The organism is Enterobacter cloacae complex sp. SHL009, assembly GCF_049237205.1.
GTDB classification, from domain to species: domain Bacteria; phylum Pseudomonadota; class Gammaproteobacteria; order Enterobacterales; family Enterobacteriaceae; genus Enterobacter; species Enterobacter cloacae_M.
In genome coordinates, this window is the sequence record NZ_JBMKIW010000006.1 from 134400 (window position 1) to 149239 (window position 14840).

Here is a 14840-nt window from a genome sequence, read left to right on the forward strand (position 1 = left end):
TTAAATCCCTGTATTTTTTATTAAAGACAAACTATTGCGATATACATCACAGCAGAACACCAATATTAATAGAAAATTGTGCCTACGTTTACTGTTAAAAGGTGAAATATGTATTATAGTGACTCATTAATAACATCAATAGATGCACATAAAATATTGGCTTTAAAGTTAGAACACGCCTTAACAGGCGTAAAAGATGAAGTATTAAAGCAAGCGCACCTGTTAGATGATGGGGCAACGCGATTAAGCTATCAGCTTTCGTGCTTTACTGAAAACTATCAGGACGTATGTTTACGATTACGCAAAGAAGACTCACGATTTTTGACAGGTATCGTCCAGTTAATAAAACATAGAGACGTTATCTATAAGATGCTCTATATTTATATTAAAAGCTTACTAGGCAACAAGAGTGAGAAAAGAATACATAGCATACAACGAAATCTTATGAATTTAGGCGTATCAATTTCATCATCGATGCTCTCCAGCCAGGCTTTTATATATTCGGCAACTATTGCAATTTGTAGTAGTGTTCATACCAACATTTGGATGAAAGAAAAGATCACATCGTTTTCTACTTATGCCGTTCTTGGTTTAAAAGTTTATGGTGTCGTTGAGCAGGCATCCAGAAGCGCCAACCATCTAAAAAATTATAATGCTTATTATTATAATCTACTCTATCAGGAAGAACTTGAAATGATGTTTTTCTTGATTGAGCCCATAATAATGAGGTCCCCCATACTTAACCAAGCTTATGCTTCAGACAGCGACATTGCATATGCGATTTCAAGGATGATAAAGGGATGATCAAAGCTATTAAAGACTGGCTAAAAGGCCAACTCATATTCTTCCTGAGAGGAGCAATTCCCCTTTTATTCGTCATAATATTTGCACTATTTGCCGTAACCTGGCTACCCGAAAAAATCGCAATGAATGCAATATGGTCAATTGTAGTTATTGTAGGCCTCTATATCCTTTTACGTAAAAAAAGATAATTACTATTTAACAGGAGTAAATTATGTCAATTCCCGCTCATCTGTGGTTGTTTGATGAAAATGGTTCGCCCATAATTGGTCCATCCTTGCTGCCAGCGAGATTAGGATCGTTTGAAATCCGTTCAGTTATCCATCAGGTATGGATCCCTGAGAGCTCGAATACTGGTCGTTTGACAGGAACGAGAGTTCATTCCCCCTTAAACTTGCATAAGGAATTTGATGCTGCAACACCTGTTTTATATCGTGCTATGTGTGAAGGAAGAACATTAAAAAAAGCAGAATTAAAAATGTATCGAATTCTTGACCAGGGCGTTGAGAGTGAGTATTTCAATATGATAATGGAGAACGTAAAGATCACCTCTATATCACCCCTGTTGCATCCCACCGGCTTGACGAGCACGCATCTCGAAGAGATTCAACTCCGGTACGAGAAGATTACATGGAAGCATTGCGATGGGAACATTCTCTATACTGACGAATGGAATAACCGGGCTACGTATTAGGGTATCTAAAATGAAAGTACTGTTAATTTTGGCTGCACTTCTATTCCTGGTTAAAAATACATCAGCAGCCCAAATGCCCGGCTTCGCAGCCAGGTATTATCAGGATGATGGAACAACGCCGGAAGAACCCACAACAGTGCCCCTCTATCCTACTATCACCATCGGTAAGAAAACCGTGCAAATGGAGGTTACTCACCTGTCAGATATCACCAGCACACCAGTCAACAAAGACAGTTCCGCTCGTTGGGTCTGCCTTCATGACAACGATGGCACGAATTACTGGTTCATCTCGGAAAACGAAATGGGTGCAGGATTGCTAACTGCGCTAGTTATAGCCAAAGATGGCATCCATAACGAGTGTGCTAAAACAACGGAACCTGTCAGAGCCTCAGTCGCTAATGTTCCATTATTAAATGCGACGCATGGGAATTTAGTCGAATTGTTCGGCAAGAAAGAGATCGCCAAAAAGAAAGCGATGCTTTTTTATCAGGAGACGCCAGTACAGAATGGATTCATCCAGAGTAATACGGTCTCTTATTACTTCGATGGCGATAAAGTGCGAGGCGTAATCATCGGGCAAATTACCAGTAACTAGCTTGCAGACTCCCTCTCCAGAGGGAGAGGGCGTTAAACCTGCCCACCCAACCGCATATGCAGCAACGGAAACGGATTCCCCTGCCCGTCCAGTTCCGAGCGCCCGACCTGCTCAAACCCCATATGGCGATAAAATCCCACGCCCTGCGGATTCTGCTCATTCACATCCACCTCGTTTACGCCAAACTCGGCGATGGCGTATTTCAGCAGCAATTTCCCGACGCCCTTCCCCCGGCTCGCGTCGTCAACAAACAGCATTTCAATGCGGTTTTCATCCACGCCTGAAAAGCCGTGAATAACGCCTGCGTCATCGCGGGCCATCACGACGGTGAGGTTTGGCAGATACGCGTTGAGCAATAACGGGCGCAGCGCCGCAATATCGCTTTCCTGTAAAAAGTGGTGGGTGGCGCGGACGGAAGATTCCCAGATCGCAACCAGACGTTCGAAGTGTGTGGGGTGTGCGGTTTCTATTTTCATGGGGGGATCATGTGCGGTTTAGAACGTTAATTCAAGTAACTCAGCGCGCCCTGTTCCCCCTCACCCTAGCCCTCTCCCTCAGGGAGAGGGAACCGATTGTGCGGTTTGTCCCCCCACACAGCTCGCGCTAAACCCTAATCTCCATCACCGCGTACACGCCGTCCTTCGGCACCACCACGGTGACGTTTTCCACCGGCACGCCCGCCGCGAGGTGAATATCCTGCAGCTGCTGTAACGACCTCGGGTAAATATCCTCCCAGCCGATCCCCCGCAGCACAAAGTCAATTTGCGGGCTGCTGGTGAGCATGTTTGACACAATCACCGCCCCGCCGGGCTTGACCAGCCGCAGCGCGCGCTGGAGAAAAATCACCGCGTCGGTATCGTTGAAGTATTCGAAAATCCCCAGCGCGTCGACCAGTTCGTCCTGCTGCTCGCCCAGCTCCAGCAGCAGGTCTTCGTTACGCACCAGCGTATGGAGCAGGTTGCGCCTGAGCAGGGTCAGCTGTTCCCCCACTACAATCCCTTCCTGCGCCGCCATGGTTTCGGCCCAGCTGAGCGCCACCGGGTCTTTGTCCACCAGCGTGAGATACACCCGCTGGCCGTCAAGCTTTGCTTCACGCAGCGCCTCCAGCACCGGGATGGCGGCACCGCTCGCGAGGCTGACCCAGTTGTTCTCGCTCTCATTATGAATGTACTTATCCACCAGCGCGGCCAGCACTCTGGCGCGGGAGCGCACGCCAATCGCATCGTTAGCGTGGATAAACCACTGGCGGCTGTCGCTGTCCATTTTCGTGCCGTCGGGCAGGCGGTCTTCCAGCGGGTTTTGCACCACAAACAGCGCCAGAGCGGAGGGCACCAGCCGGGTGCGCCACGCGGTGAGCGCCGGGCGGTTGCGGAAGGCCTGTTCGGAATAGCGGTTCTGGGGAACCAGCACGGCCTGCCCCCCTTCGTCGTATTCCACCCTCGGGGGCCGGAGCGCTGGCTCGGCTTTCAGGGCGCGGTCAAGGGAGGCGATCTCGCGGGCAGCGTCGTCTTTCATCGGCCACTGGTCGCTGACGTCGGGAAATGACGCGCTGAAAATCGTCATATTTTCCGGTGCATCGCCGCGAAAAGGCTGCCAGTTCATGTCGTCTTCCCTCCGTTAGGCTTTTAACGGAAGTCTATCCAGGCGAGCCAGTAATACCCTACGAAGAAAGCACGAAATAGGTGCATCAGTTCTGCGACGTGCGCCATACCCCCGGCGTGCAGCCGTACTCGGTCTGAAAATGACGAATAAAGTGGGCGCAGTCGCTAAACCGCATCCGTCGCGCAATATCCGTAACGCTTTGCTGAGAGTTTTTCAGCAGCCAGCAGGCATAGCGCAGCCTGGCGCTGCGAATAAATTCCCGCGCCGTTTTGCCAAACTCGGCGTGAAACAGGCGGTTAAGCTGGCGCTCGCTCAGCTTAACGTCCTGCGCGAGCCTGGCGGCGTTCAGCGGGTGAGTCAGATACTGTTCGACGATCGTCACCGCCCTGCGCAGCCGTGAATCAGGGATCATGGCGATATTCGCGGGCCGCGGCGTGGCGGCGTCATGCGGAGGAAGGGACAGCCGCCGGGAGGTGGTGGCCGCAATGTCGTCTCCCCCGTGGGCTCGGATAAGCGCCGTTACCAGGGTGAGCGTTGAGATCCCGCCCGGGCAGGTCAGCAAATCGCCTTCGTCGATAAAATCGAGGCCTTGCTCAGCATAAACCTGCGGAAAGCGTTGCGTGAAAACGTCATGGTGATGAGGATGAATCGAGGCGCGGCGCTCGTTCAGTAAGCCTTCCTCCGCCAGGATAAAGCTGCCGGTACCAATACCTATCAGGGGAACGTTGTTGTGATAAGCCTCCGTGAGAAACGCTCTGTCGCCACGGTGCCCCTGGTGAAGGTGCTCCAGGCCTCCACCAATTACCGCAATGTAGTCGAAGTCACCGGGCGGCGCATGGGCGGCCTCCGGCCGCAAGCTGAGCCCTGAGCTGCTCACTACCGGTAAGTCGGGATAAGTGCTTATCAGGCTGAGTTTAAAGCGTATTTTCTGGCTACGCTTCTGGACGCTGGATGCAATACGTAACGCCTCTATTAACCCTGAATATGCGAAAAGCGAGAAATGGGGCCACAGGAGTAAACCCATATGCAGGGATTTATTCCGTGCAGGCGTCATTCTGACGCTATCATCAATTATATTTTTCATTAACTTGCCGAAGAATAATTACATTATCGCAACATTATTGTTGCTGTTATATTTTCCTAAGATAGGTCCTGGCTGTTAAATCAAGCATAAATGATGGTCGCAAAAACTTAAAAACATTTCTCCCTGTCGCTATCCGTTTTTTGACGTGTGGCACACATAGGTCGGCAGCGTCCCCAGAATAAATAAATAATTCTCATTCTGCTGTTTCTTAATACGCATATAAATATTCTTATTCGGATAGATAAAAAATAAGGGCTCGTACTTCTCCAGCCAGCTGTCGCTGATGTTGTCGTCCGGAAATTTCATATTGCGTATGGACGTCAGATTATAGACGCTGTCTTTGCGCTCAATCTGAAAGAAAACTTTGCGATTCAGGGTCTTCGTGGGATCGCTTTTCAACCGGCCATTCATGCTGAGTATTCCGCTGTTACCCTCCACGGTGTAATTCAGCCACAGAGAGAGCGTCTCATCACGGTGATGCTGAATAAAGTTCGCCTGACAGGAAAAGGGCTGGATGTAATGGCGATGCCAGAGGTAATACGCCGCCACGACAGCCCCCATCAGCAGGCACAGGCAGAGCGCAACAAGCGTTTGACGGTAGCGAACCATACTAGCGATCCTCTATAAAATAATCGGACATACAGCGGTTGGGTTCCGTCATCGGCCTGTCACAGCGAATGACCGACGCGCGAGGCAGCAGGATGTATCCGCTGACGTACACCCAGGGATAGTTCGCGCACTGGTCCTTAAACGGGGCGGCATAGGCCAGGGCTTTATCCCGGTCGCGCTGCGTTTCAATATCGCGAGAAAAATAGAGCTGGCATTCGCCCATCTTCATCGCGAAGCGGTACCCGTCGACGAAATAGCTGTCATGCAGCAGGTTATGGCTGATAACGCTCACGCCAGCCAGCATCAGCAATAGCACCAGCGTGCCCGGCAGCCAGAAGCGGCGCATCGAGTCGGTCGGGGCGACGGTCTCTTCGCAGACATCCGGAGCAGCACGTTCTTCCTCATCAGCCTGCGGCTGCGTCTCTTTAACGGTGATTTGCGTATCGCTTGCGAGCGTCAGTCCAATCCGCGGGATAGTGACAATCGGATCGGTTTCAAACCCCACTTTCTTCAACCCCTTACGCAGAATAGAAATATTCTGGTAGTAGGTATTAGGCGAAACCAGCATCCCCCGGCGCTGCCAGACAATATCCATGCACTCCTGTTGAGTCACAATACTTCCGACTCTTTCTATTAATAACAACAAACAGCGCCCCGCCGGGGAATTTAATACCACCACCCGGTCAGGATTGTTGAGATCGCGTAATGTGCTGGCCGCTGGATGAAACTCTACCAGGCCATTAATAATGTAATGCTTATGCATAGAATGGGCTAAATACCTCCGGTCAACGCCTGTTGCTCCAGTAGATTCCCTTCACGGTTAACATGCGTATCCCTCGCCTGTGTAAGGATTAATGTGACGGATAAATGCGCAACTGTATATCCTGGCGCCTGGCGAAAATTCTTATTTTTCCTTTCTCTTTATCTGACGGGTCTAAAGTTTTCTTAACCGCTATTTAAAGCCGTCTTGACACTGACAAAACTCGACAAATCCGCCCGTTGAACGGTTTAGCCATCATTGTCTGAATTATTCAGCACCCTTAATTTGTTTTTTTAACAAAAAGGAGAGAGGACGGGCGTTCCCGGCGGGTTTCGAAATTATGCCCCATTCGAAACCTGTCGTCTTAATTAACAATTTCGGCACGGAACTGTTAGTCACCGTCAGTAACAACCCGCGTCGCATGACGTCCCCAGACTATTTCCTTACAAAACATTTATTAAAGCTAACTTTTCAATAAAAACTATCGGTATGATTATTTACAGGCAGATAAGCAAAAGCCGGTTCAGCGAGGAGAAATTGACGCTACACCTAAACCGTACTTAAAACAAATTAAGATTAATTCAGGTTACCTCTTTTACGCCCTGAGTATAGTGGACTCACACCGTGCAATGCTTAATTGCTTCGAAAATACAGACATCGTTCTGCCAGACAGACGAGTCTCATTACAATTATAAATCGAGGGAATGACATGGCGAATAAGCTCAACAACACACGTCATTTAAATATCGCGCTATTGGGTGGAGATCACTTTGCGCGCCAGGGGATCGCCGCATTATTAAAAAATATTGTCCCGGCTATGCAGATTACGGCATCGATCGATAATTACGCGGAGATCGAAACGATACTCGCGGCCGCACCGGTAGACGTGATTTTTTTATCCGGCATGGAGAAATATCACGCCGGATATGACTGCCTGAAATATATCAGGAAGATGAAAGTCCTTTATCCCGACGTACTTATTTGCATGTATTCCGCACCGGCAAATTCCTGGCTGTGGATACGCGGTGAAATAGACGCCTATCTCTCGCTGCAGGACCCGCTTTATCACTGGCGAGCCAGCGTATTAAAAATGGTCGATAGCCGTTATCGCCCAATAAAAAAACCCACGGCGTTATCGCTGACGCCGGGTGAATGGAGGGTATTGAAGGAACTGCGAAAGGGTCTGGATATGCGTTACATCGCCGAAACAGAGCAGCTTTCTTACCGTCGTGTCAGCGCGTTAAAAAGCTCAGCGATAAGAAAACTCGGGCTCAGGAACAAGACAGATTTGCTGGTCTTTTTAACCAGTTAGACCTGCTGCTTTCAGAGCAAATCTCGACATAACACCATAATGGAATCAGGACAATGAAAGCTCAATTCAATAATAAAACGCTGCTCGCGATCGCTATCGCGGCATTACTGCCAGCGGGCACGGCCCTGGCTGCCGGCACCAGCGGCGGCACGGTGAACTTTAGCGGCAAAGTGGTGACTTCCGCCTGCGCCATCAGCGCAGGAAGCGCCAACATTGACGTGGATATGGGTGAAGTGCGTACCGCAACGCTGGCGACCGCCGGCAGCGAAGCCAGCACGGCAAAAGCGTTTGCCATCACCCTGGAAGATTGCGAAATCGCCGATACCTCAGCCTCTACGGATGAGAACCCGATTGCCGCCACAACCGTGGCCGTCACCTTCACCGGCACGCCGGACACTTCCGATGTTAATAGCTTGTCCGTCGGGGCAAACGGCAGCGCCAACTCTGCGCAAAACGTGGCTATTCGCCTTTATGACGAGCAGGGCAACGTGGTGAAGCTGGGTGAACCCGCTTCGGCCATCCCTCTGCGTAAGGGTGCCAACACCCTGAACTTCAGCGCGAAATATTACTCGCCGAAGGGCGGCGCCACCGCGGGTGATGCCAGCGCCGTCGCAACCTACACAGTGACCTATTCGTAATCTTCAGACCCGGTCTGCGAGCCGGGCCTGTCTTATCTTTCAGGAGTAACACTATGCGCGTAAACACATGGATTTGCCTGGCGGGCGCGTTATGTTCCTCCGCCGTCTATGCCGGCGGCGTGGGGCTGGGCGCAACGCGATTGGTCTACTCCAGCGCCACCAGCCAGGCCATGATGCAGGTGAGAAACACCCATCCCGACGCCACGTTCCTGATCCAGTCATGGATGGAGAATGAGAAAGGCGAACGTACCAACGACTTCGCGATCACGCCGCCGCTGTACGTCATAAAACCGGCCAGCGAAAGCGCGGTGAAAATCATGTTTAACGGCAAAGCCCTGCCAGAGGATCGGGAGACGCTCTACTGGATGACGGTCAAAGCCATCCCCCAGCAGGCGAAAAGCGGCGCCGGGAATACGCTGCAGTTTGCATCGGCTAACCGCATCAAGGTCTTTTATCGCCCGGAGGGACTCAGTGAGACCCCGGGAGAGGCGTGGAAAAAACTGGCCGGTGCCTACCGTGCCGGAAAAGTGACGCTCAGTAACCCAACGCCGTACTACCTCACCACCATCAACGTGAAAATTGACGGTATGCCGGTGCAGCCGGTGATGGTGCCCCCGAAAGGCAGCGTGACGCTGGCTGAACGCTTCAGCCACGCGAGCAGCATGAGCTATCAAACCATTAACGATTACGGGGCATGGACCCCCGCCACGCGCGCGTCGTTATCCCAATAATAAAAACAGTAAGGCGTGACCACGTGAAAATAAAAATCCTGTGCGCCACGGTGATCTCCCTGGTGATTCGGCAAGCCGTGGCTGCTGAAAGCGAGCTGCAATTTAACCCCGCGTTCCTCAACGGCGAGAGCGCGAACAGCGCCGATCTCGCATGGGTCAACGCCGGGAGCGCGTTGCCGCCGGGTGATTACAACCTCAACGTGTATATCAATACCAACTACGCGTTCACAGGTAACGTCACGTTCCGCCTTGCTGAAGACAGCAAGGGTGAAGCGCTGCCCTGCCTCACGCACGAGCAATTCGACGCGCTGGGCATCGATAGTCATCAGGCGAAGGGCGGAGTGCTGCCGCTGGCGCAACGCTGCATCGTCTTAACGAAGGCGTTTGCGGATACGCAGTTTGATCTGGACCAGAAGACGCTCACCCTGAGCTTCACCGTACCGCAAAGTACGATGCGCAATTTGCCGCGCGGATATGTCAGCCCGGAAAGCTGGGAGGCGGGCATTCCTGCCGCGTGGCTAAATTACGTGGTCAATGGCTCGAATAATGAATATCGCGGCGAGACGCGCACGCGGGAACAGCAGCTGTTTGCAAGCCTCAACAGCGGCGTCAACCTGGGCGCGTGGCGGCTGCGTGATTTCACCACGTGGACAAAAGATAGCAATGAACTTACCCACGTGCAGACCTGGCTGCAGCGCGATATTCACGCCCTGCGCGCGCAGGTGTACGCCGGGGAAACGTACACCTCGGCGCAGGTTTTCGACTCCGTGGGCCTGCGCGGTATCGCCCTGAAAACCGATGACAACATGCTGCCCGCCAGCCTCAGCGGCTATGCGCCTGAAGTCCGGGGCATTGCTCGCAGCAACGCCACGGTCACGGTTCGCCAGAACGGCAACATCATCTATCAAACCTCCGTTCCGCCGGGGGCGTTCGTGCTGAAAGATCTCTATCCGACCTCCTCGGGAGGCGATCTGGCGGTCACCATTCAGGAGAACGACGGCAGCAAAACGCAATACACGCTTCCCTTTGCCAGCGTGCCGAACCTGGTGCGTAACGGACAGACGAAATATGCCCTGGGCGCCGGGAAATACCGTCCGACGGGCAATCAGGACGCGCCCTCTTTCGCGCAGGGCGAGCTGTTCTACGGCTGGCGATACGGCCTGACGTTTTACGGCGGGGCTCAGTTTGCCGATCGCTATAACGGCCTGGCCCTCGGGTTTGGGCAAAACCTCGGCCGCTTTGGCGCCTATTCTATTGACCTTACCCACGCCCGCAGCCAGCTGGCGGACGATCGGCACTATACCGGTGATTCGGTGCGCCTGCGCTACAGCAAGCTGCTGAACGACATTGGCACGCGGGTTAACTTCTTCTCGCTGCGCTACTCCACGAAAGGGTTTTATACCCTCAGCGACACCACGTACAAAGGCATGTCGGGCGGGTCGCCAAAGCAGACGGTGGAAGACGATGGCACCGTCACCACCCAATACGACACCGTGTACAACCTGCGCATGTCGCGTAAGGCAAAAAACCAGCTGCTGCTGTCGCAGCCGATGGGACAATACGGCTCGCTGTCGCTGTCGTGGGATCAGCAGACCTACTGGAACACGTCAGACACCACGCAAAGCCTGCAGTTTGCGTGGAACGCCACGTTTCGCAACGTGTCGCTTGGCGTCAGCGTTCAGCGAAGCTCGAGCCTTTACGACGACAAGAAAGATAACATCCTGTCGATGTCGATTTCGGTCCCGCTGGGCAACCCGACGCTGTCGACCCGCGCGCGCTTTACCACGACCCATGCGGACTCCACCGGCACAACCGCCAGCACGGGCGTGAGCGGCTACCTGCCGGGTGAGGAGAATCTGTTCTATAGCGTCAACCAGCGCTACAGCTCCCGACAGCACTACGGCGGCGATGCCACCCTGCAGTACGAAGGCGCGTGGGGAGACTACAACCTGGGCTACAGCTACGCCAGCGACTCCCGCAACCTCAGCTACGGCATCAGCGGCGGCGCGGTAGTGCATGAAGATGGCCTGACGCTGAGCCAGCCGCTCGGGAACACCAACATTCTGGTAAAAGCGCCGGGAGCCAGCAGCGTCGCCGTGCTTAACCATAAGGGCATCAAAACGGACGGCCGTGGCTACGCGGTGATCCCGTACGCCACGCCGTACCGCGTTAACCAGGTCGCGCTGGACGTGACGACCGCCGGCAACGACGTGGAGCTGGAAAACGCCATCGCCAACAAAACGCCTACCGATGGCGCCCTGGTTCGCGCCACCTTCATCACGCACCAGGGGGCTAAAGCGATGTTTATCGTGCGTCACGGCAACGACGTGCTCCCCTTCGGCACGCTGGTCTCGCTCGATGATGACAAAACCAGCGGCATCGTCGGCGATGGCGGCAGCCTGTATCTCTCCGGTTTGTCAGAGAAGGGCACGCTGAACGCCGTGTGGGGCCGCGGCAGCCGCCAGCGCTGCGCCATTACCTACGCCTTAAACAAGCAGAACTATAACGCCCGCACCGGTCTCTATTCTCAGGAGGTGGTATGTCAGTAACGTTCCGGATCGGCTGCATCGCACTGCTGGTTTTCGCTCTCCCCGTTCGCGGGTATGACGTGCTGGTCTCCATCACCGGCAATGTGATTGGCAACACCTGCGTGGTTGCAGAGGGCTCTGAGGTGCAAAACGTGCCGCTGGGCACCATTGGCATCAAGCAGTTCAACCGCGCCGGAGCCGTCAGCAATATCAAAACGCCCTTTACGCTCAGGCTTGAAGCGTGCGGGCCAACCTTTGCTGGCGTAAAAATTCGCTTCAGCGGAACGCCGGATGATGACAACCCGCAGCTTCTGAAAATTGCTGACGGTGGCGCTACCGGCGTGGCGGTGCAGATCCTCAATAAAGAGAGCGGGCTCATTCCCCTGAACACACAAACCGCCGCGTACGGAATGGCGGGGGATGACAGCGTACAGATGACCTTTTACGCGCAGCTGGTAGCCACCGGCGCATCCGTCAGCGCTGGCGATGTGTCAGCCTTCGCCACATGGACAACGGAGTATCTATGATGCGTTTATTATTTCTTCTCGGCGGATTACTTTTCTGCGCCAGCGTGCAGGCTCTGGACTGGAAATCGGACATTACGCTCTCCCCTCAGCCGATGACCTACAGCGGGCCGGCGGATTCCGTGGTGCCGGGCAGCATTATCGGCTCGACCTGGAGCGCCACCGCCAGCGTGCAGCAGGTGTTCTGGTGCGGGATTGTTTTTACCTGCAGCAAAGGCACGCTGCAGCCCAGCAGCAGCGCCATCACGAGCGGTGCGACGGTCACCGTCGACGGGGTGAACTACACCGTTTTTGAGACCGGCGTACCGGGCGTGGGGTATATCATCGGGCTGAAGGATTTTAAGGGAACAAAATACATTCCCCTGCAAACCGGTATCACGCAAAGCTACCCGGCAGAGGGCACCAGCGGGTTTGCTCAGGATCTGGGCTGGTCTGCAAAGGTCACTTTTATTAAAACCGGTGCCGCCCTGAAATCCGGCGTCTATAACATCCCGACCATCAACGCCGCGGTGCTCACCGCCTATAACAACGAAACGAAAACGGCGCAGGTGATTATCAGCCCGACCAGCATCACGGTAACCGCCAGCGGATGTACGGTTGGCAGCAAAAACGCCAGCGTGGCGCTGGGCACCATCGATATGCGTACCCTGCCCACGGTGGGAAGCACGTCGCCATCGGGAACGTTTACCGTCGGCCTGACCTGCGACGCGAACGTGGCGGTTCACGCGGTGATGACCGATCAGACCACGCCGTCGAACACCTCGTCGGTGGTGACCCTGACCGGAGACTCCACGGCGTCCGGCGTTGGGGTGCAGTTTTTCTACAACGGCAGCGGGCCGCTGACGATGGGGCCGGACAGCTCGGCCGCGGGCACGACCGGCCAGTTCTTTATCCAGAGCACCACGGCGGCGCAGACGCTCACGTTACCGTTCCAGGCGCGGTACATCCGAACCGGTGAACTGATCCCCGGCTCGGCCAACGCGCTGGCCAGCATTACGTTTTCCTACCAGTAGGGGCTACTGCTTCACCCACACCAGCTGGTCAACCCGGAAGCCCAGACTGCGCGCGGTGTTCAGGTAATCCTGCTTCACCGCATCCGGGATGGTCGGCGTGCGCGACAGGATCCACAGGTAATCGCGGTTCGGGCCGCTCACCAGCGCGTACTGGTACTTATCGTCCAGCCTGATCACGTTATACCCGCCGTAGAACGGGCCGAAGAACGACACCTTCAGCGCGGCGGTGGTCGGCTCACCGGTGAAGTACGCTTTGCCTTCGCTCTCATTCCACTTGTTCTTCACCGGATCGTAGCCCCGGTTAAGCACGCTGATGCCGCCGTCGCTGCGCTCGCCGTAGGTCGCCGTCACCTGCTCCAGACCGCGTTCAAAGCGGTTTTCCAGACGGGCGACTTCGTACCATTTGCCCAGATAGCGGCTGGCTTCGAAGTTGGTAATAGGCTGCACGCCTTTCGGCGGCGTGGGGGATTTACAGGCGACCAGCGTCAAAGCAATCGCAACACCGGTCACAACAGGCCATAGCTTCATGAGAATTCCTTTCATTTGCACGGTTGGATGTTAAGTGTAGTGCACCGTTTCGGCGCTTCATCCCGTTCGGGAAAATTCGTAGTATATTGAGAGTATTCCTCCACTCTGGACACGGACATGGCTTACTCCATCGGCGAATTCGCCAGACTCAGCGGCATCACCGCCACCACCCTGCGGGCGTGGCAGCGTCGCTACGGTTTACTCAAGCCACAGCGCACGGAAGGCGGCCACCGCCAGTACAGCGATGAGGACGTCCAGCAGGCGCTCAAAATCCTCGACTGGGTAAAAAAAGGCGTCCCGATCGGCCAGGTCAAACCGCTGCTGGAACGCCCGACGCCGGGTCGGACCAACAACTGGCAAACCCTCCAGCAGAACATGCTGCAACGCCTGCAGGACGGCAAGGTCGAGTCTCTGCGCCAGATGATTTACGACGCCGGACGCGAGTACCCAAGGCCAGAGCTGGTCGCGAACGTGCTGCGCCCGCTGCGCAGCCAGGTCTCGGCCAATGTCGCCGCCGCCATGACCCTGCGCGCGATCCTCGACGGCATCATCATGGCCTACACCTCGTTTTGCCTCGAAGGCGATAAAAAAGCGCCGGGCGATAATATTCTGCTCAGCGGCTGGCACCTGAACGACCCGTGCGAGATCTGGCTCGAAGCCCTAACGCGCACCGGCCAGGGCCACCGCATCGACATCCTGCCGGTTCCGCCTGACGCGCTGGCACCGGAAATTTTCCCGGAGCGTAAATGGCTTCTGGTCACCAGCGGCAAGCTCACCGCCGCGCGGAAAAAGCAGGTGGAGCAGTGGCAGCAGCAGGTATCGCTTGAAGTAATTATCCTCTGATCATTTTCTCCTGCGGGAATCTTCACGAAAAGTTGAATATTTTCCCGCGCCGCAGATGCTAACGTTTTCCTGTAACGAATAACTCCACAGGAAAACACCATGAAAAAAACTGCCCCTCTGCTGATCCTGGCCGCGATGGCCTTTACCCCTGCCGCCTTTAGCGCCCCTGCCGGTACGCTGAGCGTCCACATTCTCGACCAGCAAACCGGGATGCCGCCATCAGACGTGACCGTTACGCTGGAGAAGCAGCAGCAGGACAAGTGGACCCCGATCGCCAGCGGTAAAACCGACCACGACGGACGCATCAAATCGCTCTATCCGCAGGACCAGGACATGCAGCCTGGCGTGTATAAAGTGACCTTCAAAACCGCAGAGTACTTCCACGGCAAAAAGCTGGACACCTTCTTCCCGGAAATCCCGGTGCTGTTTACCGTGACCCGCACCAACGAGAAGCTGCACATCCCTCTTCTGCTGAGCCAGTACGGTTACTCGACCTATAAGGGCAGCTAAGGCGCATTGATTCTAAAGGAATAAAAAAAATAGTTCCGCGAATACTTGGACAAATTAGTCATGTTGTG

At 54.4% G+C, this 14840-nt stretch carries 17 protein-coding genes; 11 read left to right on the top strand and 6 right to left on the bottom strand.

Going from position 1 to position 14840, the window contains the following annotated elements:
• The first annotated feature begins 108 nt into the window (after nt 1-108).
• From ACOTZC_RS15425 to ACOTZC_RS15435, 3 genes are all read left to right on the top strand, one after another.
• A complete protein-coding gene (locus ACOTZC_RS15425; protein WP_064791187.1) occupies nt 109-804 on the top strand; it encodes a hypothetical protein in 696 nt (231 codons plus the stop codon).
• Nucleotides 805-1015: 211 nt separating this feature from the next.
• Complete coding sequence (locus ACOTZC_RS15430; RefSeq protein WP_047174814.1) at nt 1016-1495, top strand: Hcp family type VI secretion system effector; 480 nt, start codon at nt 1016-1018, stop codon at nt 1493-1495.
• 10 nt (nt 1496-1505) lie between these two features.
• Nucleotides 1506-2090, top strand: coding sequence for a hypothetical protein (locus tag ACOTZC_RS15435; protein WP_233426938.1), 585 nt, complete (start codon nt 1506-1508; stop codon nt 2088-2090).
• Nucleotides 2091-2122: 32 nt separating this feature from the next.
• Here the strand turns inward: ACOTZC_RS15435 and ACOTZC_RS15440 are convergent, their stop codons facing one another.
• The 5 genes from ACOTZC_RS15440 to ACOTZC_RS15460 form a co-directional block, all read right to left on the bottom strand.
• Nucleotides 2123-2566, bottom strand: coding sequence for an acetyltransferase (locus ACOTZC_RS15440; protein ID WP_047174813.1), 444 nt, complete (start codon nt 2564-2566; stop codon nt 2123-2125).
• A 127-nt stretch (nt 2567-2693) separates the two neighbouring features.
• Nucleotides 2694-3692: a class I SAM-dependent methyltransferase gene (locus ACOTZC_RS15445; RefSeq protein WP_163354510.1), complete on the bottom strand. Its 999-nt coding sequence runs from the start codon at nt 3690-3692 to the stop codon at nt 2694-2696.
• An 85-nt stretch (nt 3693-3777) separates the two neighbouring features.
• On the bottom strand, nt 3778-4716 hold the full coding sequence (locus tag ACOTZC_RS15450) for a GlxA family transcriptional regulator (protein ID WP_047174811.1): 939 nt from the start codon (nt 4714-4716) through the stop codon (nt 3778-3780).
• 189 nt (nt 4717-4905) lie between these two features.
• A complete protein-coding gene (locus ACOTZC_RS15455) occupies nt 4906-5385 on the bottom strand; it encodes a hypothetical protein (protein WP_023309865.1) in 480 nt (159 codons plus the stop codon).
• 1 nt (nt 5386) lies between these two features.
• Nucleotides 5387-6148 (bottom strand): winged helix-turn-helix domain-containing protein, encoded by a 762-nt coding sequence (locus ACOTZC_RS15460; RefSeq protein ID WP_045400386.1) that lies wholly within the window; start codon nt 6146-6148, stop codon nt 5387-5389.
• 706 nt (nt 6149-6854) lie between these two features.
• On the opposite strand from ACOTZC_RS15460, the gene ACOTZC_RS15465 reads away from it, so the two are divergent.
• Genes ACOTZC_RS15465 through ACOTZC_RS15490 form a run of 6 tightly spaced genes read left to right on the top strand, consistent with a single transcriptional unit; the run spans nt 6855 to nt 12891 of the window.
• Entirely contained in the window at nt 6855-7457 is a 603-nt protein-coding gene (locus ACOTZC_RS15465; RefSeq protein WP_023309863.1) for a helix-turn-helix transcriptional regulator, read from the top strand.
• Between the two features lie 53 nt (nt 7458-7510).
• Nucleotides 7511-8095, top strand: a complete 585-nt coding sequence (locus ACOTZC_RS15470) for a fimbrial protein (protein WP_023309862.1) — start codon at nt 7511-7513, stop codon at nt 8093-8095.
• 53 nt (nt 8096-8148) lie between these two features.
• Nucleotides 8149-8826 carry a fimbrial biogenesis chaperone gene (locus ACOTZC_RS15475; protein WP_163354514.1) on the top strand — a complete coding sequence of 226 codons (678 nt, stop codon included), beginning with the start codon at nt 8149-8151 and terminating at the stop codon, nt 8824-8826.
• 23 nt (nt 8827-8849) lie between these two features.
• Entirely contained in the window at nt 8850-11375 is a 2526-nt protein-coding gene (locus ACOTZC_RS15480; RefSeq protein WP_421635863.1) for a fimbria/pilus outer membrane usher protein, read from the top strand.
• On the top strand, nt 11366-11881 hold the full coding sequence (locus tag ACOTZC_RS15485) for a fimbrial protein (RefSeq protein WP_047173160.1): 516 nt from the start codon (nt 11366-11368) through the stop codon (nt 11879-11881). The genes ACOTZC_RS15480 and ACOTZC_RS15485 overlap by 10 nt, the downstream gene beginning before the upstream one ends.
• Nucleotides 11881-12891, top strand: a complete 1011-nt coding sequence (locus ACOTZC_RS15490; RefSeq protein ID WP_421635872.1) for a fimbrial protein — start codon at nt 11881-11883, stop codon at nt 12889-12891. The genes ACOTZC_RS15485 and ACOTZC_RS15490 overlap by 1 nt, the downstream gene beginning before the upstream one ends.
• 3 nt (nt 12892-12894) lie before the next feature.
• Here the strand turns inward: ACOTZC_RS15490 and ACOTZC_RS15495 are convergent, their stop codons facing one another.
• Nucleotides 12895-13419, bottom strand: a complete 525-nt coding sequence (locus ACOTZC_RS15495; protein ID WP_109845916.1) for a lipocalin family protein — start codon at nt 13417-13419, stop codon at nt 12895-12897.
• A 117-nt stretch (nt 13420-13536) separates the two neighbouring features.
• On the opposite strand from ACOTZC_RS15495, the gene ACOTZC_RS15500 reads away from it, so the two are divergent.
• Entirely contained in the window at nt 13537-14262 is a 726-nt protein-coding gene (locus ACOTZC_RS15500) for a MerR family transcriptional regulator (RefSeq protein ID WP_111964278.1), read from the top strand.
• 99 nt (nt 14263-14361) lie between these two features.
• Nucleotides 14362-14772: a hydroxyisourate hydrolase gene (gene uraH / locus ACOTZC_RS15505; protein WP_421635864.1), complete on the top strand. Its 411-nt coding sequence runs from the start codon at nt 14362-14364 to the stop codon at nt 14770-14772.
• Nucleotides 14773-14840 lie beyond the last annotated feature (68 nt).

Coding starts and splice junctions, on each gene's coding strand:
- ACOTZC_RS15425 (WP_064791187.1), top strand. CDS start 109: ATGTATTATAGTGACTCATTAATAACATCAATAGATGCACATAAAATA.
- ACOTZC_RS15430 (WP_047174814.1), top strand. CDS start 1,016: ATGTCAATTCCCGCTCATCTGTGGTTGTTTGATGAAAATGGTTCGCCC.
- ACOTZC_RS15435 (WP_233426938.1), top strand. CDS start 1,506: ATGAAAGTACTGTTAATTTTGGCTGCACTTCTATTCCTGGTTAAAAAT.
- ACOTZC_RS15440 (WP_047174813.1), bottom strand. CDS start 2,566: ATGAAAATAGAAACCGCACACCCCACACACTTCGAACGTCTGGTTGCG.
- ACOTZC_RS15445 (WP_163354510.1), bottom strand. CDS start 3,692: ATGAACTGGCAGCCTTTTCGCGGCGATGCACCGGAAAATATGACGATT.
- ACOTZC_RS15450 (WP_047174811.1), bottom strand. CDS start 4,716: ATGGGTTTACTCCTGTGGCCCCATTTCTCGCTTTTCGCATATTCAGGG.
- ACOTZC_RS15455 (WP_023309865.1), bottom strand. CDS start 5,385: ATGGTTCGCTACCGTCAAACGCTTGTTGCGCTCTGCCTGTGCCTGCTG.
- ACOTZC_RS15460 (WP_045400386.1), bottom strand. CDS start 6,148: ATGCATAAGCATTACATTATTAATGGCCTGGTAGAGTTTCATCCAGCG.
- ACOTZC_RS15465 (WP_023309863.1), top strand. CDS start 6,855: ATGGCGAATAAGCTCAACAACACACGTCATTTAAATATCGCGCTATTG.
- ACOTZC_RS15470 (WP_023309862.1), top strand. CDS start 7,511: ATGAAAGCTCAATTCAATAATAAAACGCTGCTCGCGATCGCTATCGCG.
- ACOTZC_RS15475 (WP_163354514.1), top strand. CDS start 8,149: ATGCGCGTAAACACATGGATTTGCCTGGCGGGCGCGTTATGTTCCTCC.
- ACOTZC_RS15485 (WP_047173160.1), top strand. CDS start 11,366: ATGTCAGTAACGTTCCGGATCGGCTGCATCGCACTGCTGGTTTTCGCT.
- ACOTZC_RS15490 (WP_421635872.1), top strand. CDS start 11,881: ATGCGTTTATTATTTCTTCTCGGCGGATTACTTTTCTGCGCCAGCGTG.
- ACOTZC_RS15495 (WP_109845916.1), bottom strand. CDS start 13,419: ATGAAGCTATGGCCTGTTGTGACCGGTGTTGCGATTGCTTTGACGCTG.
- ACOTZC_RS15500 (WP_111964278.1), top strand. CDS start 13,537: ATGGCTTACTCCATCGGCGAATTCGCCAGACTCAGCGGCATCACCGCC.
- uraH (WP_421635864.1), top strand. CDS start 14,362: ATGAAAAAAACTGCCCCTCTGCTGATCCTGGCCGCGATGGCCTTTACC.